16 protein-coding genes are annotated in these 20,455 nt (G+C 63.0%); 7 read left to right on the top strand and 9 right to left on the bottom strand.

From position 1 onward, the window contains the following. Positions 1–240: 240 nt before the first annotated feature. Entirely contained in the window at positions 241–1,620 is a 1,380-nt protein-coding gene (gene chrA, locus OUZ45_RS11020) for a chromate efflux transporter (RefSeq protein WP_266170116.1), read from the bottom strand. A gap of 272 nt (positions 1,621–1,892) precedes the next feature. On the opposite strand from chrA, the gene OUZ45_RS11015 reads away from it, so the two are divergent. The 4 genes from OUZ45_RS11015 to OUZ45_RS11000 all read left to right on the top strand — a co-directional run bounded on the left by OUZ45_RS11015 (position 1,893) and on the right by OUZ45_RS11000 (position 5,298). After that, on the top strand, positions 1,893–2,273 hold the full coding sequence (locus tag OUZ45_RS11015) for a carboxymuconolactone decarboxylase family protein (protein ID WP_266170114.1): 381 nt from the start codon (positions 1,893–1,895) through the stop codon (positions 2,271–2,273). A 163-nt stretch (positions 2,274–2,436) separates the two neighbouring features. Next, positions 2,437–3,555, top strand: coding sequence for an alginate lyase family protein (locus OUZ45_RS11010; protein ID WP_266170112.1), 1,119 nt, complete (start codon positions 2,437–2,439; stop codon positions 3,553–3,555). A gap of 88 nt (positions 3,556–3,643) precedes the next feature. Beyond that, a complete protein-coding gene (locus tag OUZ45_RS11005; protein ID WP_266170111.1) occupies positions 3,644–4,591 on the top strand; it encodes a peptidylprolyl isomerase in 948 nt (315 codons plus the stop codon). Between the two features lie 113 nt (positions 4,592–4,704). After that, on the top strand, positions 4,705–5,298 hold the full coding sequence (locus OUZ45_RS11000) for a class I SAM-dependent methyltransferase (RefSeq protein ID WP_266170110.1): 594 nt from the start codon (positions 4,705–4,707) through the stop codon (positions 5,296–5,298). Positions 5,299–5,675: 377 nt separating this feature from the next. Here OUZ45_RS11000 and OUZ45_RS10995 read toward each other — a convergent pair whose 3' ends face one another. Next, the gene (locus OUZ45_RS10995; RefSeq protein WP_266170109.1) at positions 5,676–7,331 is read right to left on the bottom strand and encodes a S53 family peptidase; all 1,656 of its coding nucleotides are present in this window, start codon (positions 7,329–7,331) and stop codon (positions 5,676–5,678) included. A gap of 471 nt (positions 7,332–7,802) precedes the next feature. Here OUZ45_RS10995 and OUZ45_RS10990 point away from each other — a divergent pair, with 471 nt between their 5' ends. Beyond that, the gene (locus OUZ45_RS10990) at positions 7,803–9,962 is read left to right on the top strand and encodes an AsmA family protein (protein ID WP_266170108.1); all 2,160 of its coding nucleotides are present in this window, start codon (positions 7,803–7,805) and stop codon (positions 9,960–9,962) included. 74 nt (positions 9,963–10,036) lie between these two features. On the opposite strand, the gene OUZ45_RS10985 is transcribed toward OUZ45_RS10990, so the two are convergent. Beyond that, positions 10,037–11,917: an ABC transporter ATP-binding protein gene (locus tag OUZ45_RS10985; RefSeq protein WP_266170254.1), complete on the bottom strand. Its 1,881-nt coding sequence runs from the start codon at positions 11,915–11,917 to the stop codon at positions 10,037–10,039. A 342-nt stretch (positions 11,918–12,259) separates the two neighbouring features. On the opposite strand from OUZ45_RS10985, the gene OUZ45_RS10980 reads away from it, so the two are divergent. Beyond that, on the top strand, positions 12,260–13,189 hold the full coding sequence (locus OUZ45_RS10980; RefSeq protein ID WP_266170107.1) for a DMT family transporter: 930 nt from the start codon (positions 12,260–12,262) through the stop codon (positions 13,187–13,189). A gap of 65 nt (positions 13,190–13,254) precedes the next feature. Here OUZ45_RS10980 and OUZ45_RS10975 read toward each other — a convergent pair whose 3' ends face one another. Then, a complete protein-coding gene (locus OUZ45_RS10975; RefSeq protein WP_266170106.1) occupies positions 13,255–14,142 on the bottom strand; it encodes a LysR family transcriptional regulator in 888 nt (295 codons plus the stop codon). Between the two features lie 143 nt (positions 14,143–14,285). On the opposite strand from OUZ45_RS10975, the gene OUZ45_RS10970 reads away from it, so the two are divergent. Further along, positions 14,286–14,927: an NAD(P)-dependent oxidoreductase gene (locus OUZ45_RS10970; RefSeq protein WP_266170104.1), complete on the top strand. Its 642-nt coding sequence runs from the start codon at positions 14,286–14,288 to the stop codon at positions 14,925–14,927. A 481-nt stretch (positions 14,928–15,408) separates the two neighbouring features. Here the strand turns inward: OUZ45_RS10970 and OUZ45_RS10965 are convergent, their stop codons facing one another. The 5 genes from OUZ45_RS10965 to OUZ45_RS10945 all read right to left on the bottom strand — a co-directional run bounded on the left by OUZ45_RS10965 (position 15,409) and on the right by OUZ45_RS10945 (position 20,416). Then, positions 15,409–16,272, bottom strand: coding sequence for an ATP-grasp domain-containing protein (locus OUZ45_RS10965; RefSeq protein ID WP_266170103.1), 864 nt, complete (start codon positions 16,270–16,272; stop codon positions 15,409–15,411). A 344-nt stretch (positions 16,273–16,616) separates the two neighbouring features. Then, positions 16,617–16,781, bottom strand: coding sequence for a hypothetical protein (locus OUZ45_RS10960; RefSeq protein WP_266170102.1), 165 nt, complete (start codon positions 16,779–16,781; stop codon positions 16,617–16,619). 303 nt (positions 16,782–17,084) lie between these two features. Further along, positions 17,085–17,696 (bottom strand): c-type cytochrome, encoded by a 612-nt coding sequence (locus tag OUZ45_RS10955; protein ID WP_266170101.1) that lies wholly within the window; start codon positions 17,694–17,696, stop codon positions 17,085–17,087. Between the two features lie 9 nt (positions 17,697–17,705). Continuing rightward, complete coding sequence (locus tag OUZ45_RS10950) at positions 17,706–18,683, bottom strand: copper resistance protein B (RefSeq protein WP_266170100.1); 978 nt, start codon at positions 18,681–18,683, stop codon at positions 17,706–17,708. Beyond that, positions 18,680–20,416, bottom strand: coding sequence for a copper resistance system multicopper oxidase (locus OUZ45_RS10945; protein ID WP_323137547.1), 1,737 nt, complete (start codon positions 20,414–20,416; stop codon positions 18,680–18,682). Before OUZ45_RS10945 ends, OUZ45_RS10950 begins: the two co-directional genes overlap by 4 nt. Positions 20,417–20,455 lie beyond the last annotated feature (39 nt).

Below are 20,455 nucleotides of genomic sequence, written 5' to 3'. Positions count from 1 at the left end.
TGCTTACAGCGCCTGTCCGCGCAGAATGGTTCGCGGAATGGCGGCAACGCCCTGACCTGCACCGTTGCCATGCAACGATGTTCAAAGGCTTCACCATCTATCCGCGTTGCTAAGGCGCTCAGCAGCAGCCGCGAGCGCTGCAAGGGTTTCCACACCTTGCTAGCGTTGATACGCGGTTTCGCGGAGCAGGTTCAAAGGCATGTCAGACGTTGGTGAACCGGGAAGCAGCTCGCGGATTTATCAAGCGTGCATCAGTCGAAGCATCGCACCGACGCCAGCACAGACACCCAGCGTCCATGCCATGCCGACGCGGAAACGAAGCATGGCGATCATGGCACTAGTCGTTAGCAGCAAGGCTGCAGGGTTTAGCGTGGCGAGCTGCGGCAGGTCGAGATGCATCGGCCCCACATCAACCGTGCGCACCGAACCGAAGACAGTGTGCTCGGCGAACCATACCGACAGGTTCAGTACCACGCCGACCACCGCCGCAGTCACCGCACTGAGCGCAGCATGCAGTGTGCGATTGCCGCGTAGCGCTTCGACATAGGGACCTCCAACGAAGATCCAGATGAAGCACGGGACAAAGGTGACCCACACGGTGAGCAGTGAACCGATCAGGCCGACAAGCCAGGGCGACATACCCGACTGATGCTGAAACGCCGCCATGAAGGCAACGAACTGAACCACGATGATCAACGGCCCCGGCGTGGTTTCCGCCAGCGCCAGCCCGTCGAGCATCTGTGCCGGCGACAGCCATCCGTAGCTGACTACGACGCGCTGAGCGATGAAGGCCAGTACGGCATAAGCGCCGCCGAAAGTGACTACCGCGGTTTCGCTGAAAAACAGACCTTCGCGAGCGAGCACGCTGTCGCGTCCCAGCGCAACGACCACCGCAATGACCGGCGCGGCCCACAGGAGCAGGCCGATCACGGCGGCACGCAGCGAGCGCCATGGAGATCGTTCGGTGTGAGTCAGCTCACCACGCTGCATCGCCCGATCGATCAGGTAATCATCACCCGCCGATGTTTCGGCCGACGCTGATACCGGGAACCAGCTCGGCCGCCACCGCCACGCCACGATACCCAGCGCGGCAGCCCCGGCAATGATCAGTGGGAATGGCCACCGGAACAGGTGGATCGCCAGAAACGCGGCGATCGCGACACCGATGAAGAAGCGCCCTTTCAGCGCCCGGCGTGCGATCCGCAACACCGCCTCGACCACGACCGCGAGCACCGCCGCCTTCAACCCGAAGAGTATCGCGACCACCATCGGCACCTGCCCGACCGAGGCGTACAGCAGACTCAAGCCGAGCAGCACGATGACGCCCGGCAGTACGAACAGCAAGCCGGCGATCAGGCCACCAACGGTGCGATGCATCAACCAGCCGATATAGATGGCCAACTGGGTTGCCTCGGGACCGGGCAACAGCATGCAGTAGTTCAGCGCATGCAGGAACCGCGATTCACTGATCCAGCGCCGCCGTTCCACCAGCTCACGATGCATCATGGCGATCTGGCCGGCCGGGCCGCCAAAGCTCAGTAGGCCGATCTTTGCCCATACACGGGTGGCCTTCGCGAGGCTGATGCGTGGTATGGGCACGACATTGATCGTTTCGGACATGGAGGTCGCATGGCTCAGAAAGGGAACGCGCCGACTATGCCGCCTGCTCAAGGGCGGATGGTTTCGATATGGACGTCCGCAGCCTTCGCCAGGCTCCCAATCGTGAAGGTCATGACATCTTGACTCCGTAGCTGACTACGGAAGTAAGGTTACTCTGAGCATGTTTCGAGTCCCATGGGAGCGACGATGCCAAGGCCCAGCCCGCCGCACTGACCCAGGCGACGGCCGACGCCAGCGACCCGCCACGATTCAACACCAAGGAGGTCCCACTCATGTCGTTGAAGACCATCGACCCCGCACTCGATCTGATGGGCGAGTTCGCCAAAGTCACGAAGGGCGCGACACAGCACATCCAGCAAATGCGCCAAGCCGCCATCTTCACGGACGGCGCACTACCCGCCCGTCAGAAAGCCCTCGCTGCCATGTTGTGGTCGATCTCGGCGCGCTGCGAGCCATGCATTGCCTTCTACGTGCAACAAGCTGTGACACGGGGCGCGACGGAGGAGGAATTGGGCGAAGTCCTGGCCATCGCCGCAACCATGGGCGGCTGCGTGGGCGAGATGTGGGCGCTGAAAGCCTATAAGGCGTACAAGGATTTCACGGGTGGTGAGGCGGCACCGCAAACTGAGCCAAGTTGCTGCTCGCCATCGTGAGCACATCCCAGGCGTCCGCAGCGCAGCTTGGACGAGACCGGTTCCTCCGAACCTGACGGCGCCGACTGGTTGTCTCCAAGCTGACCGCAGAATCTTGCCGGAGCGTCGCGCGTGCATGGGCACGGCACACTAGCCGCTACGACACGAAATGGAATGACGCCGCATGCTACGTGTTTCCCGAAGGACGATCGCGCTGACGCTTAGTCTGGTGGCGGGCCTGACCACCACACTGTCCGGCGCGGCCGCCATGTCCGTACGCAAGGACATGACACCGCCTCGCCCCGTGAGCCTGTGCCAGCCCGTGGCACCGGGTGCCGGCGAGCAGAACGCATCTGCCCAGAAGATTCTCGCCGAAGCCGAAAAGCATCTTGGCGATCAGCCACATGCCCTGCCCCACGTGCACACCGAGGGCACGTTGCCGCATCAGGGCACCCGCGACGAAAGCATCGCGGCGGAAAAAGATTGGCCGTTGATGCGCCAGGCGGCGCTGGCCTGGCGGCTCAGTGCCGACCCGCGTTACCTGCAGCAGGTGAACGACTATCTCGCCGCCTGGGCCAGCACCTATCAGCCGGATTTCAATCCGATCGACGAAACCAATCTGGATGGGCTGATCGACGCCTACGTGCTCGCCTCGAATGGACTGCATCCCGAGACGCGCGACGCCACGCGCGCGTTGCTGCGCAAGCTCGGCAACGGTTACATCGAACGCATTCAGCAGTTTCATGGACAGCAGCTCCATGAACCCAGGCGCGGCACGACCATCAACAACTGGCAGAGCCATCGCGTCAAGCTGGTGACGATGGTCGCGGCGGCTCTCGGCGACACCGCCATGCTCAACACTGCGCGCGTGCTGTTCCAACAGCAGGTGGCGGACAACATCCTGCCCGACGGTTCGGTGATCGATTTCAAGGAACGCGACGCGCTGCACTACGTGGTGTATGACCTGCAGCCCCTGGTGCAGGCGGCCTTGGCGGCGAAGCCGTTTGACAGCGGTGGCGACTGGCTGCGCCATACCGCTCCGGGCGGCGCCTCCCTGGGCAAAGCGCTCGACTGGCTGCAGCCCTACGCAGAGGGGCAGCGCAGCCATCAGGAATTCGTGCACACCTCGGTGAAGTTCGACCTGGATCGGGCGCGCGTCGGCGAGGCTGGCTACAGCGGGTTGTGGGACCCGAAGACCAGCAGCACGCTGTATTGGCTGGCTGCGCAACTCGACGGGCGGTACCTGCCGGTGGCGCAGCAGCTGGCGCCGCAGCCGCCGGCCTGGATTGGAGCCTGCCACTAGAGCCGTGCCCCCCCCTATGGGACGCTCCCCAGGCTGGCCTGCTCTGCTACCTTGCGGTTCCGCGACTCCACCACTGCCAAGGTCCGTCATGTCCCGACTCGTTCCGCAGCTGCTCGGCTTCTCCCTGCTTTGCGCGCTGGCCCTGCCGGCGGCGCAGGCCGATACGCCCACGGCCAACAAGACGCCTACGCCCAAGGAGTTGCTGGAGAAATCCAAGCCCGAGGAGTGGCGCAAGCCGGACCCGAAGAACCTGCTGCAGATGCAGTTGCCGCAGGGCAAGGTGGTGATCGAGCTGGCTCCGGATTTCACGCCGCTGCATGCCGCCAACATCCGCACCCTGGTGCAGGAGCACTACTTCGACAAGCTCGCCATCGTGCGTGTGCAGGACAACTTCGTCACCCAGTGGGCCGATCCCGAGGACGACGACAAGGGCGACAAGAACAAGCTGCGTTCGCTCGGCAAGGCCAAGAAGACGCTGCCCTCCGAATACACCCGCCCGATCGACGCCAAGCTGCCGTGGACCGCACTGCCGGACGGCGACGTGTACGCCCCCGAAGTCGGCTTCTCCGAAGGTTTCCCGGTGGCGCGCGACAAGGCCACCGGACAGGAGTGGCTGACGCATTGTTACGGTATGGTCGGGGTCGCCCGCGACGTGGGGCCGGAAACCGGCAGCGGCAGCTCACTGTATGCGGTGATCGGCCAAGCCCCGCGGGGGCTGGATCGCAACCTCGCCATCGCCGGCCGCGTGCTGCAAGGCATGGAGTTCCTCTCCGCCCTGCCGCGCGGCACCGGCCCGCTGGGCTTCTATGAGAAACCCGAGCAGCGCGTCACCATCGACTCCGTGAGCCTGGCCGCGGACCTGCCTGAGAGTGAGCGCGCGAAGATCGAAGTGCTGCGGACCGACAGCCCCACCTTCGCCGCCCTGATCGAAGCCAAACGCAACCGTCGCGACGACTTCTATCGGAACCCGGCCGGCAAGATCGACCTGTGCAGCATCAACATTCCGGTCCGGGAACAGCCCGCGGGCAAGCGCTGAGGATCAGTGCCCAGGCCTATGATCGGACCTGCTTGACCTGGCGTTTCCGAACATTTTGTTCATCGACGTCGGATATATAGCTAAGCCGCAGACTGGTTACGGAAACCCGAACGATGCCCTTCACCGATCCCTTGCTGTTCTTGCGCGCCTGGCTGCGTAACCCGGCAAGGATCGGTGCGGTCGCACCCTCCGGCCCGGCCCTGGCCCGGCTGATCACCGCCGACATCGGACCGCGCAGCGGGCCAGTCATCGAGCTGGGCCCAGGCACAGGCGTATTCACCGAGGCCTTATTGGCCCGAGGCGTCCTGGCGCATCGGCTGGCCCTGATCGAAGCCGACCCTGACTTTGCCGGCAAATTGGTGCAGCGCTTTCCGGACACCCGAGTGTTGAGCATGGACGCCGCCCACCTCGGCGAGGCCGAACCCATCTTCGGCAATGATCGCGCGGGCGTGGTGGTAAGCGGCCTGCCCCTGCTGTCGATGCCGCGGGAAAAAGCCATGGCGATTGTCGACGGCGCCTTCTCGCGCCAGTTGCGCAACGACGGCGCGTTTCACCAGTTCACCTATGGCCCGCGCTGCCCGCTGTCGCCAGAGCAATTACGGCACCTTGGGCTAGAGGCCGTTCGCGTCGGCAGCGCCGTGTTGAACTTGCCCCCGGCGTCGGTCTACCGATTCCGTCGTCGCGTGTCGGTCCGCGTGGCGATCTAGCGATCGGTTCCTGTGATGTGTTCTGGGTTCGCGACAATCGATGCGTTTTCTTGACCTGCCCGCTGCGTAAGCGGCCAGGTCGCGATAACGCGAACATTGAGGGCAACGCCACTGGACCCCGGCCTTCGCCGGGGTGACCAAGTAGAAGCGGTGTCGCAAGCACCCGCCCCTCACCTCAATCCTCTCCCCGGAGGGGAGAGGAGGCGAAGGCAAAGAGCCACGCTCATGCGAGCACCCGCCCTCACCCCAACCCTCTCCCCCGCACACAAATCGGTGAACGGGGGAGAGGGAGTAGAAGCATGCTCATGCACGCGTTGAGTTGTGCACAAGAAACAGCTGCATGCGGGGGAGGAGCCAGAGCGATGCCACAGACTTCGCTACGGGATGTGATTCACCGCCTGATCGATGATCAGGCTGCCCCAGCCCGTGGTGTAGTCCCAGCCCGGCGCGGCGAAATAGCCATTGCTTCCGCCGGGAGTGCTGATGTTGTTCCCGGAAGTAATGTCGTGGAACGCTGTCGTGTAGAACCGGCTTTGCGCGAGGGCATACAGCACCGTCGGCGCGAAGCCCGGGTTGTAGCCCTTGGCTTGGATGATACGTGCCCACCCGCCGACGAAGATCGGCGAGGCGAGACTGGTGCCGGCGAGCGGAGTGATCACCGGCATACCCGCCGGCCGTCCCAGCACACTGCTATCGGTGACGATAAAGGCTCCAGATTTCATATCCGCGTCGTACGCGATATCCGGCACGGCGCGATACGTCTGGTTAGTGATCCCCGCAACGCCACGTTGCCACGACGGTATCGGCTCGAACGTACTGGGGCTGCCGCCACTGCCGTTCCATGCCGTTTCGCTACTCCAGATATTGAGCACCGGTGTGGCGGAAAGCGTGGTGCCGCCCACCGCGAGCACGTAGGGCGAGCTCGCCGGGTACCAAGGCGTGGTGCCGCCATTGCCGCACTCGTCGGCACCCGAGTCACCGGAAGCTACGGAGAAGGTCCTGCCCTGACTCTGCGCGGCCTGGAAGATCGCGTCGCTGGCGACTAAGCCACTCGCCCTGGCGTCGTTCTCGCATTCGCCCAGCGACACATTGATGATCGGTGGCGCGTTGACCTGGTCAGTCAGCGCCAGATTGAGCGTGGCGTAGATATCGGGATCGTTCAATGACACGCCGTCATACAACACCAGCGACCGCACGCCGCCCATCCCGACGATGGCCTGGGTATCCAAATCCCACTCAGGATTGCCGCTCGTATCGCTGCTGCCGGGACCGACCAGCTTCACGTTGACACTAGGCAACCCAGTTATCGCAGTGAAGAGCTTCAGATGGCTTTTCGCTGCCGTCATATCACCCGCGGTGAGGATGCCCGGCGTCACCGAGGTCGCGGCAGGCAGACCGCGCGCGCCGTAAATGGCGGGAAAATCGGTAGGACTGTGCGGAAAGACCGCTCCGGGCAGCGCGGGGGTTCCGGCACTCACCCCGGAACGGATATTGGTATGCAGCCTGTGCACATTCTGCATGCCGAGCACGGCGACCACCGAGTCTTGCAATGCCGCGGGAACCTGCACATCGCTAGCGTTGGCATAGGCATCGCGACCGTCATGCGTGCGCACCTGCACCAAGTGAGTGGCAAACGCCGCCTGCACGGCATCGGCACGGCCAGAAGCTTCCACCATCAGCCGGTTGGGTCCGATTCGCACATCGGTCAAGCCCGCGCGACGGAGGTGATCGGCTACGGCCTCGGCCTGCGCCTCCGTGGGCGCGTATTGCGCGTTGTACTGTTCCGGCGTCAGCGGCTTGAAGCCAGGGAAAGCCATATAGGCGTCCAATTGATCCTGGTTGCGCGGTTTCAGCGCGACCACGACATGCATGGGTTGCGACGAGGACAACGGTCCCGTTACCGCGTCGCCCTGACGCAGCAAGGTAGCGTGATGAAGGCTAGCCATCGCGACATCGTTCGCCGGCCCGGCCCATGAGTCGGCGGCGGCAAGGCTCATGGCGGTAATCAACAGCTTGAAACGAAGACGATTCATATTCGACTCCTCAGCTGAAACGGCAGTGCGGCATCTCCAACGAGATTGCGCACACCCCGTAAAAAGAAACGCCGCGCTTGCGCGCGACACCTTCGCCAGGATGGTGTTTCTTCGACTCTGGGAACTTCGGCGCAACACTTCCCGCCCCTGCGGACAGCCGGTACAACGCAGAGGCACGTGGTGTTACTGGTAAATGGCCGCCTTTGGAGCGCCCCTGGTCTCCCGTGACAGATACAGTCGAAACTATCGGCCAACCTATCCTTGGCCAACACCCCGCGATAGCCAGAAAACACGTCCCAGCAGCACCTCGACGAATAGGCGAGGGAAGAATCGACATGTCGGCTTCCTTCACGGCGCCTGCACAGTTCGCCGAGCCCGCTTACAGGTAGGTAGGCGTATACCCATAGTTCCTCATTGCGGTTATGTGTCGCTGCCGGGAGGCATGCCATGGCCAGCCCGCGAGATAAAGGCATGAAGCGCAGCCGTAGAGTGCTGTTCTGGATGGCGTCGGTGCCGTTCATGACGCTAGCGGCCGCGTTCGTGGTCATCGCCACTTACGACTGGAGCCGTATCAAGCCCGGCATCAACGAAAAGGTGAGCCAGGCCATCGGCCGGCCCTTTGCGATCCAGGGCGACCTCACCGTGGCATGGCGGCGTGAGCCCAACGAAGGCGGGCTGAACGCACTGGTGCCCTGGCCGGAATTTGTGGCGAAGGACATCCGCATCGCGAATACCGGCTGGGCGAAGCAGCCGCAGTTCGCGCAGCTCGACGCCGTGCGCTTTCGCCTCGCGCCGCTGCCCCTGCTCTCGCATCGCCTTGTCATTCCCAGCCTTCAGCTGGAGCATCCGGTGATCGACCTCGAACGCGATGCGCAGGGGCGCGCCAGCTGGGATTTCGCCATGCCGCCAAGTAGCGAGCCATCGGCATGGCAGCTCGACCTGCAGGCGATCGGTTTCGACCGCGGCGTGATCGAACTCGACGATGCCGCCAGCAAGGTGAAGCTCAAGATCACGGTGGAACCGCTGCAGCAGGCCATCCCTTTCGACCAGATCATGGCCCAGCAAGCGACGGATGCGCGCGAACAGGCGGGACGTACCGCAGGCAGCTCCGCCAAGAAGGTGCTGGCTAACGCCAAGGAAAAAGACGAAGACAAGGTGGGCACCCCGGCGTCCGCCACCACCTATCTGTTCGCTTGGCAGGCCGATGGCAGTTATGAGGGCACACCGCTGAAGGGCAGTGGCAAGACCGGCGGCGTCATCGCCCTGCAGCAAGACGACCGGCCCTTCCCGGTACAGGCGGACGTACATATCGGCGACAGTCATATCGCCCTGGCCGGCACGCTGACCGATCCCATGCACCTTGGCGCATTGGACCTGAAGCTGTGGTTCTCCGGTACCAGCATGGCCAAGCTCTACCCGATCACCGGCCTCACCCTGCCCGACACACCGCCGTATGCCACGGAAGGTCACCTCAAAGCGGAACTGCATCGCAGTGGCAGCCACTACAGCTATCGCAACTTCCGCGGTCGCGTCGGCGGCAGCGATCTGGCCGGCAGCCTTGAGGTCAGCACCGGAGGCGCGCGCCCCAAACTCAGCGGCACGGCTCGCTCGCAACTACTGCAGTTTGCCGATCTCGCGCCGCTGATCGGCGCGGATACCAATGCCGAAAAACAACAGCGCGGGGACACCACGCTGCAGCCGCCAGACAAGGTACTGCCGGTGGAACCGTTCCGTACCGAGCGCTGGAAGAGCATGGACGCCGACGTGACCTTCAGCAGCGCACGCATCGTGCGCGGCAAGGATCTGCCCATCGACAGCCTCACCACGCATCTGGTGATGGAGGACGGCGTGCTACGCCTGGAGCCGCTGGGCTTTGGCCTGGCCGGCGGCACGGTGAACAGCACTATCCAACTCGACGGCAGCCAGGCGGCGATGCGCGGCTCGCTCAAACTCCATGCGCGGCGGCTCAAGCTCAAGCAGCTGTTCCCCACCTTCGAGGCGATGAATACCAGCTTCGGTGAAATCAACGGCGATGCCGCACTCACCGCACACGGCAATTCCGTCGCCGCGCTGCTCGGCAGCGCCAACGGCGAACTGAAGCTGTTGATGAACGATGGTGCGATCAGCAAGACCCTGCTGGAAACCGCCGGCCTCAATGTCGGCAACATCGTCATCGGCAAACTGTTCGGCGACAAAGTCGTCAAGATCAACTGCGCGGCTTCCGATCTGGCCGCAAGCAACGGTCTTTTCAGCGCGCGGTTGTTCGTGTTCGACACCGAGGATGCGGTGGTCGATATCGATGGCACGCTGAACTTCGCCAGCGAGCAGCTCAATCTAGACGTGAAGCCACATACCAAGGGCTTCCGCGTGTTCTCGCTGCGCTCGCCGCTTTATGTGAAGGGCACGCTGAAGCATCCGGACGTCGGTGTGCAGACGGGGCCATTGCTGTTGCGCAGCGGTGGTGCGGTGGCGCTAGGGGTGTTCGCGGCTCCTGTCGCGGCGTTGCTGCCGCTGGTGGCCACTAGCCATCAGGAGCCGCCGAATACGTGCCAGACGGTGTTGGAGCAGATGCGGGTGCCGGTGAAGGTGGTGGCGCCGGTGAAGGGGAAGGCGGTTGCCTTGCGGAAATGAGTGTTTGCCGAGAGCACGAGCACGGGAGAGTTTGTCGCAAGGGCTTACCCCCTCCCCTACGTGTCCCGCATCCCTCAGCGATACCCAGCCGCCTGCAACTCAAACAACTCCGCATAGTGCCCAGCCGCATCAATCAACTCCGCGTGGCTGCCGATCTCCTCGATCCGCCCATCGTCGAGCACGATGATGCGATCGGCCATGCGCACCGTGGAGAAGCGATGCGAAATGATCACGGCCGTCTTGCCATGGGACAGCTCCTTGAAGCGTTGGAACACCTCGAACTCCGAACGCGCGTCCAGCGCCGCGGTCGGCTCGTCGAGGATCAACAACGGCGCGTCACGCATATAGGCGCGTGCGATGGCGATCTTTTGCCACTCGCCGCCGGATAGATCCACACCGCCCTTGAACAGTTTGCCGAGCATTTGCTGGTAGCCCTTGGGCAGGCGCTTGATGACTTCGTTGGCCATGCTCCGGCGCGCCGACGCTTCGATGCGCGTTTGATCGCCGCGCTCGTCGATGCGACCGACAGCGATGTTGTCCGCTGCGCTCAGGTAGTAGCGCACAAAGTCCTGGAAGATCACGCCGATGTTCGCGCGCAGCTCCTGCAGGTCGTATTCGGCCAAGGGATGACCGTCGAGCAGAATGCGCCCCTCGTCCGGGTCATAGAGCCGCGACAGCAGCTTGACCAGGGTGGTCTTGCCGGCACCGTTCTCTCCGACCAGAGCCAGAACCTCACCGGCACGCAGGTGGAAATTCAGATGCCGTACCGCCCAGCGCTCCCCATCCGGATAGCGAAACCCCACGTTCTCGAACACGAAGCCCTCGCGGATCGGATTCGGAAAGGGGCGTGGGTGTTCGGGCGTGAAGATCTCCGGCTTGATCAGGAAGAATGAGAACAAATCATTGAGATACAACGCCTGCCCTGCTACTTGCGAGAAGCCCACCAGCAATCCTTCAAGCAAGGTGCGCAGGCGGCGGAACGAAGCCGACAGAAAGGTCAGGTCGCCAATGCTGAAATGGCCCTGCACGGTGCGGAACGCGATGATCGCGTAGGCGGCGTAGTAACCGATGGTGCCGATGGTGGTGAAGAGCCCGCCCCACCCAGCGCGGCGTATGGCGATGCGGCGGTTGGCCTGATAGATCGACTGCGATAGCACACGGTAGCGATCGATAAGGAAGCGATTGAGGCTGAAGCTCTTCACTTCCTTCGCGGTGGTTGCGCTGGCGCCGATCATGCGCAGGTAATCCAGTTCGCGGCGCTCCGGCGTCCACTGGTAATTCACCGCGTAGCTCTGCGCATTGAAATGCAGTTCGCCGACGAACACCGGCACCAGCGCGATCAGCAACAGCACGATCAGCCACGGCGCGTACACCATCAGCCCCACGGCGAAGCTGATGATGGTGACCACGTCCTGCGCCTGCCCCAGCAGCTGCGACAGCAGCGAACTGCGCCCAGCCACCTGGCGGCGCGCGCGGTCGAGTCGATCCTGCAGGTCGGCGTCTTCGAAATCCTCCAGATCCAGCGAAGCGGCATGTTCCATCAGCTGCACGCTGGTGGTGTTGGCGTAGAGCTCCGACAGCAGGGAGTCGATCAGCGAGACGATGCGGCCCAGGATGTCCGAGCCCGCTGCCAGCGCGAATTCCAGCGCCAGCAGCCACCACAAACGGTGCAGCTCCCCGCTGTCCAGCCAGGCCGACAGGTCGGCATGGTTGCCGCCGGTGCGAATGAGGTGGATCGCCTCGTCGATGATCAACTTGCCGACATAGAGCGTCGCCACCGGCAATAGCGCGCGCAGCAGCCGCAGCACGACGGTGGCGATGCTCATAAAGGGACTGGTCTGCCAGATGCCACGCAGAAACGGCGGCAGGTTGCGCAGGGCTACGAAACGCTCGCGCAGACTCTGCTTAGGCTCGGCCTCAACGGCTCCGCGGCGGCCGGCGCGCCCGCCCCCCATGCTGTGTTCACGCGGCATCGGCTCTAGTCCCTCAGTGAGGCGACAAGCATGCCATAGGCGGGGGCGTTGGCTCTGTGAGGTGATGTCCCGTATTTGTAGGAGCGCACCCTGTGCGCGACAAAACGGCAGGACTGCCGGTTTGCACGGCGTAAGCCGCCCGCAGGGCGAGGGCCAGGGATGGCCCGAGTAAAACGGCTCGCAAGGGCCGCGCCTTATCCAGTGCACAACAAAACAGGCTCCCGCTTCGCGGAGCCTTCGCGCACAGGGTGCGCTCCTACATGGGGCTCCGCGGGAGCATCGGCCCAGTTAGAATGCCGAGCCACCTCCACGCGAACGTACCCCATGCAAGCCGTCGCCAAGGCCCGCCTGCAGATTCATTTCTGCGTTCTGCTATGGGGCTTCACCGCCATCCTCGGCAAGCTGATCACGCTGCCGGCCTTGCCGTTGGTGTGGTGGCGCATGCTGTTGGTATCGATGGCTTTGCTACTCGTGCCCAAGGTGTGGCGCGACCTGAAGGCCATGTCGGCACGCCTGCGCTGGGCCTATGCGGGCATTGGCGCGCTGGTGTCGCTGCACTGGCTCACTTTCTATGCCGCGATCAAGCTCGCCAATGCTTCCGTAGCGGCCACCTGCATTGCACTCGGCCCAGTGTTTCTTGCGCTGGTGGAACCGTGGATCGCGCGGCGCAAGTTCGATCCGCGCGAGCTGTTGATCGGCGTTGCCGTGGTACCGGGCGTGGTGATGGTGGTGGGCGGCGTGCCCGCCGATATGCGCATGGGCATCGCCGTGGGCACCGTATCCGCATTGCTGGTTGCGGTGTTCGGCTCGCTCAACAAGCGCTTCGTGGAGCATGCCGATCCGCTCACCGTCACGTGCATCGAGCTCGGCACCGGCGCCGCCTTTCTCACCCTGCTCGCTCCTTTGTTACCCCACACTGGCCCAGCTTTCGTGATTCCGAATTTGCACGACGCATCGCTGCTGTTGCTGCTGTCGTTCGGTTGCACACTGCTGCCGTTCGCACTGGCACTGGTCGCCTTGCGGCATATGAGCGCGTTCGGCACGCAGATGGTGACCAATCTGGAGCCGGTCTACGCCATTCTGCTGGCGATCCTGATGCTGGGCGAACAGCATGAATTGAATGGAAAGTTCTATATCGGCGTCGCGGTGATCCTGGCCGCGGTGTTCGTGCACCCGTTGCTCAATCGCAAGCAACGGGAACCCACGCAAACCGAGCTGCTCGGCACGGCGGAGAGTCATAGCGTGGTGGACTGAAGCGCTAGAAGTGAGTGAAGAGAAGTGAGAAGTGAGTAGAGCTGGGCTCCCTCACTCCTTATTTCTCACGCCCGATTGCCAAGGTGTTCGATAAACGCGCGTACCTTCGCCGGTGGTTTTCGCCCCGGATAGACCGCGTAGATGCCACCTTCGGGCAGCCGATACTGCGCCAGCAAGGCCACCAGCCGACCGGCGCGGATGTCCTCCTCCACCAAATAATCTGGCAACACCGCCATGCCCGCCGAGGCGAGCACCAGACCGCGTACGGCGGTGGCATTGTTGGCCAGCGCCGCCTGACGCATGCGCACGGTGCGACGGGCGCCACGGTGGCTGGTGAAGGTCCAGCGCAAGGGCGAGATCAACGCCGACATGGCGATCAAACCATGGGTGGCGAGATCTTCCGGGCGGCGTGGCGTGCCGTGCTCCGCAAGGTAGGCCGGGGTGGCCACCATCAGCTGCCGGAACCCGCCCAGGCGAGTGGCACGCAGACTGGAATCGCGCAGCCAGCCCATGCGAATGGCGAGGTCGAAACGTTCGGCAATGAGGTCGCTGATCTGATCGCTGAGCACCAGATCCACCTGTAATGCCGGATGCAGGCGCATGAAACTGGCCAGCATCGGCGCGACCACGTTGATGCCATAGTCGTGCGACGTAGTGAGTCGCAGCGTGCCGGTTGGCGTGTCGTGACTCGCCCCTACCCGCTCGATCGCCGCTTCAGCGTCGGCCAGGATGCGCACGCAGTCGGCATGGAAGGTGGCACCCGCCTCGGTGAGCGACATGCGGCGCGTGCTGCGCATCAGCAGCGTCACGCCGAGTTCCTGTTCGAGCTTCGCCAGATGCTGGCTGACCATGGCTTTGGTCAGGCCGAGCTGCTCGGCCGCCGCGGTAAAGGAGCCGGCGCGCACCAGCGCGACGAATACGGTCAGGCGATTGAGATTGACTTCTGCGTTCACGGGCGTTTTCCGCCGGGCTTTTCACTGTAAAGTACAACTTTACAGTGAATTATTCATTGGCACGTTTATCGAACCAATAAAGCAGCGCAAGCTGTGCACCGTACCAACCTATTCCCCCCTGCCCTTTCCTCTGGAGATCGCTCATGAAAATCGCACTGTTCGGCGCTACCGGCCACATCGGCCAGGGCATCCTCGACGAGGCACTGTCGCGCGGCTATGACGTTGTCGCCGTCGTGCGCGACCCGTCCCGCCTCCCGCAGAGCAACGCCAAGCTCAAAGTCGTGACCGGCGACGTCGCCAACCCCAGCACCTGGATCGACGCCGTGCGCGGCACCGACGCCGTTGCCGCCAGCCTCTCCGCCAACCGCGATGGCAATCTCGATAGCGTGCCCGCCAACGCCGGCGTACTGCTCGACAACATCTCGAAGGCCGGCGTGAAGCGTCTGCTGTGGGTCGGCGGCGCCGGCTCCCTCGAAGTCGCCCCCGGCAAGCGCGTCATCGACGACCCGCACTTCCCCGCCGAATGGAAGCCGCAAGCCGAAGCGCAGGGCAAGGCGCTCGACGTGTTTCGCGCCAGCAAAGCTCCGGTGGAGTGGACCTATATCAGCCCCGCGGCCATGATCCAGCCCGGCGAGCGCACCGGCACATACCGCGTCGGCGGCGACCAACTGCTGACCGATGCCGAAGGCAACAGCAAAATCTCCATCGCCGACTACGCCATCGCCCTGCTTGATCGCATCGAGAAACATGATGCGTTGAATCAGCGGATTACTGTGGCGTACTGATAAGCACCTTGCGACACAGCAACAACAAAAGCGCGGGTTTTACCCGCGCTTTTGTTTTGCGCTTTTGCTGTTGCTCTTAGGACCCCTGTGCAGCGGTGAGGGCTGGACGATAAGGCCCGCAGGGGCATGGGCACGGATGCCCATGCCTTTTCGACACGACAGGGATGTCGTGTCGAAAAGCCCGGCCAGACCTCACGGACCCGCAGGCGAAGCCGGAGGGCGCGTAACCGGGGTGGTCTTTCTCTTGGTTACTTCTCTTTGACCAAACAAAGAGAAGTGACCCGGCCTCCGGCAGGAGGACGGAAGCCCGCCGCAGGCGAGCCAGAGCAAGTAAACGCGACAATCGAAGCACTACGCCACTAGATTCCGGCCTTCGCCGGAATGACGAAATTTGAAGCGCTGTCGCGAGCACCCACCCCTCACCCCAACCCTCTCCCCGAAGGGGAGAGGGAGCTTTGTTCACTGCTCGATTCGAGCATCCCTAGGACTCCACCGAAAGCAAGTCCGAAGCCTCCGCTTCCGCCTTGCGCCTCGCGGCAGTATCCATCCGAATGAACGCATCGGATTCAAGGAAATCCTTGAAGCGCACTGGTTCACACTCATCCAGGCGGTAGTCGGGGCGGCCGGAAAGAAGCATCGCCGTCATGGCGCGTAGCAAGGGCAAGGACGGCAAGCACCTCTCGACGAACAAAAACTGCCCAGCCTGATTGACTTCAAGGAACACCGCGTTGCCGTCGCGATCGATCACCAGATCGATACAACCGAAGACCAGGCCCATCTGCCGCATGAAAGCGCGCAACTTCTGCTCCAAGGCATGCGGCAGTTCGAACGGCTCATACCGCAACTGCTCGTCCTCCGAATAAGGCCGCCAATCGAGAAAGGCCTCGTTGCCGCCTTTGCTCAGCTTTACCGCAAAATAATGCTCGCCGATCACGGTAAGGCGAATATCGAATGCCTTGTCGATGTAGCGCTGATAGATGCCCGGACACATCGCGATCGATGCCTCGGGCAGAGGCGAACTCTCGTCCAGCAAAGCCACGCCGGCACCAATCGCTTCACCTGTTTCCGGGTTCTGCCAGCTGTGCGGGTAGAACGATTTGAAAATCACCCGACCAAATCGACGCACCATCTTGCGCACGTCCTCGGCCCGGTTGGTGAACACCGTTTCGGGAATGGTCAACGCGAGCTCTCTAGCCGTTTGCAGCTGCAGCAATTTGTTTTCGGCCTGCTCAGCCGCATCCGGGCGATTAACCCATAGCGCTCCGGTCAAGCCATCGGCCTGCTGAAAGATATTCTTCTGGAATCGCTTCCATTGCATGGCCAGGAAGCTTCTGTCCTGCTCCATGCAAGGTCCGGCTTCTGGCAATCGGGGGCGCCTGTGCCAGATCGAGCGCCAACCTTTCTGTCCATCGCATGGACCTTCCAGACACGCGCCTTCGTTGTCACACCAAACGCCGTATGCCGCATCGGACGCTATACGCAGGGATGGCGACCAGTGCGCTTCGACACCATGATGTTGCAAGGCCCAATGTATGGCTCCCGCATGCGGGTCATCCGGTGGCGCCAAAATCAGAACGTCAGCATGCTTCATCTTCCGCTCCCTCATAACAAAAATCCGCCCTGATCATTCAGAGCGGATTCGGCATCGCCCCACCGGGGCGAAGTCTCAGATGTCAAACGCGGCGACGATCAACTGTCATGATCGAAAAGATCACCCCAGGTCTGGTCGCGGGAGCCCCAGGTGTAAAACTGGCCATCGTTCTTATCGCGTGCCATCTCCATCTGGACGCCAACGAGGTGTGCGAAAGGACGTGCAATCGCCTCTACGGCGGTCGAGGCTTCAGCGTTCTGCATGACAACCCTCCTGTTGCATGGTGGGCAGAGATCGGCCGCTCTGCCGTCGGCATGAAAGCCCTCCTAAGGGCCGCAGCAATTAGATGCAATAGGTTTCACGCTGACAAGTGCATCTGATGGGGCGCCATGTGCCTGAAGACATGGGAATGTGTGACAAGGATGGCAATTCAGGCAGAAAGCTATCTAGCTGCCGTCACCTTCTACCAGTCGCTGGCATAACGAGAGAGACGTTCCCGCGAGCACCCGCCCCTCCCCCCCCGTGCACAAATCGGTAACCGGGGGAGAGGGAGCAAATAGCGGCACTCAGTGCTCGTGATCCGAATCACCTTCGGGCGCAGACGACGAACTCGCCGGATGCTCATGCTCATCCTCGTCATGATGATGCATCCCATGCCCACCCCCATGACCATCGTTCCCAGGCATCCCCGCCATTGCCTCAAACGCCGCCTCATCCATCGTCGGCAGCTTCCGCTCGAACGCCACCATCTCCCAGATCGCCGCATCGTCATGACTGCGCCCCCACGCCGGCATCGCGCTCATCTTGATGCCGTGCTTGATGACCCAGAACGCCTCGGCCGGATCGTCCAAGCCACGGCGCGAAAGATCGGGCGGCTGCGGATACAGCCCTTCGCGCAGTTCCGTGCTGCGCATCCCCGGCGTGAGATGGCAGGCCGCGCACATCTCGGCGTAACGGCGCGCTCCGCGGTGGATGCGCTCCGGGTCGTCTAGGTTGGGCACGGTGATACCTGCAGACTGATGCGCGATGGAACGGTCGCGCAAGGTTGCCACTATTTTCTCGGTAAGCCGCCAGTGCGGCTGATCGGCGCCGATGTCATAGACGCCCGAGGTAACAAAGGCCGCGGCGGCCGCCGCGGCCAGCAGCACAACACATAGCAAGACAACGATCGTTTTCATGACCTTTCCTCAGAACCAAAGTCGTACGCCGACGAGCCATGCGGTATCGCGGGCAGGCTCGCCCCCCAAACGTTCACGATCTGCGAAACGACGCGTCCAGTTCACGCCGATATACGGCGCGAAGCGACGGCTGAACTCGTAGCGCAGTCGCACACCGGCCTCCATGTCCGACAAGCCGGAACGAACGCCACGGCGCGGATCGTCCTTGCCGTAGAAATTCAGCTCCAGCTCCGGCGCCAGAATCAGGCGCTGGGTGAATCGCAGGTCGTAGCTTGCTTCGAGGCGCAAGGCGGTTCTGCCTTGCGAACCGGCGTAGAACGTCGCTTCGGTTTTGAACCAGTACGGCGCCAGCCCTTGCACACCCGCAGCCAACCATTGGCGGTTCGGCCCCTGGCCGAAATCGTGGCGAACGCCGAGCTGCCAGTCCCAGAACGTACTCCAGGCGTGGCCCCATAGCACCTCGACGCGAGCGTCATGGGTGCCTTCGTTGGTTCGCTCGCCTTCGGTGCGCAGCCACACGCGGTTGATATCGCTACCCCACCAGCCTTCGGCTTGCCATGCCGTGGCGTAGTCGCCGCGGATACTGCGCGTGCGTTCGAGCCGATCGAACAGCCACATGCCACGGTTGGCGAGATCATTCATCTGCATCATCTCGACCATGTGTTGCGGGGACATGTCGCCGAGTTGCGTCTGTGGCGGCGGTGGGGAGATGTGGTTGTTCGGGGGCAGGGTTTGGGTGTCCATCTTCACCATGTCGTGGCCGGCGTGATCTGCCGGTGACGACTCTGTGGCCTGCGCCGCCTGCCCCATGCCGGGCATCGCGTCCATGTCGCCATGCTGCATAGGTTCATGCGATACCGACCTGGCTTGCTTGGCCGGCGGCGTATCGGAATGGTGATGCTCGTGTCCGGTCATCGAATCCTGCGCGGCCACCAGCCCTGGAAGCGCCAGCCACAGGGCCGTGATCCCCATGCTCAACTTGCTCATGCCACCACCACCTCGCGGAACATGCCCGCCTCCATGTGGTAGAGCAGATGGCAGTGGTAGGCCCAGCGGCCGATGGCATCCGCGCTTACCCGATAGCTGACTTGCTGCGCGGGCTGCACGACGAGGGTGTGCTTGCGTACTTGGAACTCGCCCTGCGGATTCTCCAGCTCACTCCACATGCCGTGCAGGTGAACGGGGTGCGTCATCATGGTGTCGTTCACCAGGGTGATGCGCACATGCTCGCCGTACTTCAGGCGCAGCGGTTCGGCGTTGGAGAAGCGCGTACCGTCGAAGGACCAGAGGTAACGTTCCATGTTGCCAGTGAGGCGCAGGGTGAGTTCGCGATCCACGCGTGGGGAAATCGGCGCATCAACGGCATGCAGGTCGGCGTAGGTCAGCGCGCGCCTGCCAGTGTTGCGCAGGCCGACGCCGGGGTCGTCGAGGTTGGTGCGCGGTTGCGGCACGCGCATGTCCACTTCCACGCTGGTCTTGAGCGGCTGCATGGGTGCGGACATGGCATGCCCCATCGCCATGGGGTCCATGCCAGCCATGTCGTGGCTCATACCCTCATGATCCATGCCGCCATGCGACATCGAGCCCATCATGTCTCCCATGCTCAGCAAGGCACGCGGATCGAGCGGCGGCACGTCGGCCGCCATGCCCGCGCGTGGAGCGAGCGTGGCGCGCGCGTAACCGGTGCGGTCCATGCTCTGCGCGAAGATGGTCCAGGCGCGATCGGCGGAAGGCTCCACGATCACATCGTAGGTTTCGGCGGTGCCGATGCGGAACTCATCCACGGTGACCGGCTCCACCGGCTGCCCATCGGCGGCCACCACGGTCATTTTCAATCCGGGAATGCGTACGTCGAAGAAAGTCATCGATGCGCCATTGATGAAACGCAGCCGCACTTTTTCGCCAGCGTTGAACAGGCCGGTCCAGTTACCGGCTGGTGCGTGCCCGTTGGCAAGATAGGTGTAGGCCATGGCGGAGACGTCCGCCAGGTCGGTGGGGTTCATGCGCATCTGTTGCCACATGCGCCGCTCGGCCAGCGCCTGTGACAAGCCTTGGTGGCGTGCATCGCGCAGAAAATCGCTCGCGGTTTGCTTACCTAGGTTGTAATAGTCGCCTTGCTTCTTGAGGTTGGCGTAGATCCGCTCGGGATCGGTATCCGTCCACTCGCTCAACAGAATGGTGTAGTCGCGCTGCGTGGGGTGCCGCTCACCATCGCGTGGCTCGATCACGATGGGGCCGTACAGCCCCGTCTGTTCCTGGAAGCGCGAATGGCTGTGATACCAATAGGTGCCGGCCTGGTTCACGGTGAAGCGGTAGAGGTATTCGCCACCCGGCGGAATGCCTTTGAAACTCACACCCGGCACACCGTCCATATCTGCCGGCAGGATGATGCCGTGCCAATGGATGGAGCTGGTCACGGCCAAGCGATTGCGCACACGTAAAGTCACCGTGTCGCCCTGGCGCCAGCGCAGCAACGGTGCCGGCAACTGGCCGTTGACCACGGTGGCGATGCGCTTGCGCCCGGTGTAGTCGACCGGCAACTCGCCGATCTCCAGCTCGAAATGATCGCCGCTCAGTTCGGCGCGAGGCATGGCCGTCACCGACTGAGCGAAAGCGTTGCCGCGCCACAAGCCCAGCCCGGCGGCCACGCCACCCAATGCCAGTCCTTGTACGAAACGCCGTCGCGGCAAAAGCATGCCGCGTGGGTCCTGCGTATTCATGGATTTACTCCGTCATGCATGTGCCCGCTGTGCAGGCAT

The organism is Dyella subtropica (assembly GCF_026283965.1).
In the GTDB taxonomy this organism is placed as follows: domain Bacteria; phylum Pseudomonadota; class Gammaproteobacteria; order Xanthomonadales; family Rhodanobacteraceae; genus Dyella_D; species Dyella_D subtropica.
This window is presented reverse-complemented; position numbering and strand designations above follow the sequence as displayed.

Coding starts and splice junctions, on each gene's coding strand:
- chrA (WP_266170116.1), bottom strand. CDS start 1,620: ATGTCCGAAACGATCAATGTCGTGCCCATACCACGCATCAGCCTCGCG.
- OUZ45_RS11015 (WP_266170114.1), top strand. CDS start 1,893: ATGTCGTTGAAGACCATCGACCCCGCACTCGATCTGATGGGCGAGTTC.
- OUZ45_RS11010 (WP_266170112.1), top strand. CDS start 2,437: ATGCTACGTGTTTCCCGAAGGACGATCGCGCTGACGCTTAGTCTGGTG.
- OUZ45_RS11005 (WP_266170111.1), top strand. CDS start 3,644: ATGTCCCGACTCGTTCCGCAGCTGCTCGGCTTCTCCCTGCTTTGCGCG.
- OUZ45_RS11000 (WP_266170110.1), top strand. CDS start 4,705: ATGCCCTTCACCGATCCCTTGCTGTTCTTGCGCGCCTGGCTGCGTAAC.
- OUZ45_RS10995 (WP_266170109.1), bottom strand. CDS start 7,331: ATGAATCGTCTTCGTTTCAAGCTGTTGATTACCGCCATGAGCCTTGCC.
- OUZ45_RS10990 (WP_266170108.1), top strand. CDS start 7,803: ATGAAGCGCAGCCGTAGAGTGCTGTTCTGGATGGCGTCGGTGCCGTTC.
- OUZ45_RS10985 (WP_266170254.1), bottom strand. CDS start 11,917: ATGGGGGGCGGGCGCGCCGGCCGCCGCGGAGCCGTTGAGGCCGAGCCT.
- OUZ45_RS10980 (WP_266170107.1), top strand. CDS start 12,260: ATGCAAGCCGTCGCCAAGGCCCGCCTGCAGATTCATTTCTGCGTTCTG.
- OUZ45_RS10970 (WP_266170104.1), top strand. CDS start 14,286: ATGAAAATCGCACTGTTCGGCGCTACCGGCCACATCGGCCAGGGCATC.
- OUZ45_RS10965 (WP_266170103.1), bottom strand. CDS start 16,272: ATGGAGCAGGACAGAAGCTTCCTGGCCATGCAATGGAAGCGATTCCAG.
- OUZ45_RS10960 (WP_266170102.1), bottom strand. CDS start 16,781: ATGCAGAACGCTGAAGCCTCGACCGCCGTAGAGGCGATTGCACGTCCT.
- OUZ45_RS10955 (WP_266170101.1), bottom strand. CDS start 17,696: ATGAAAACGATCGTTGTCTTGCTATGTGTTGTGCTGCTGGCCGCGGCG.
- OUZ45_RS10950 (WP_266170100.1), bottom strand. CDS start 18,683: ATGAGCAAGTTGAGCATGGGGATCACGGCCCTGTGGCTGGCGCTTCCA.
- OUZ45_RS10945 (WP_323137547.1), bottom strand. CDS start 20,416: ATGAATACGCAGGACCCACGCGGCATGCTTTTGCCGCGACGGCGTTTC.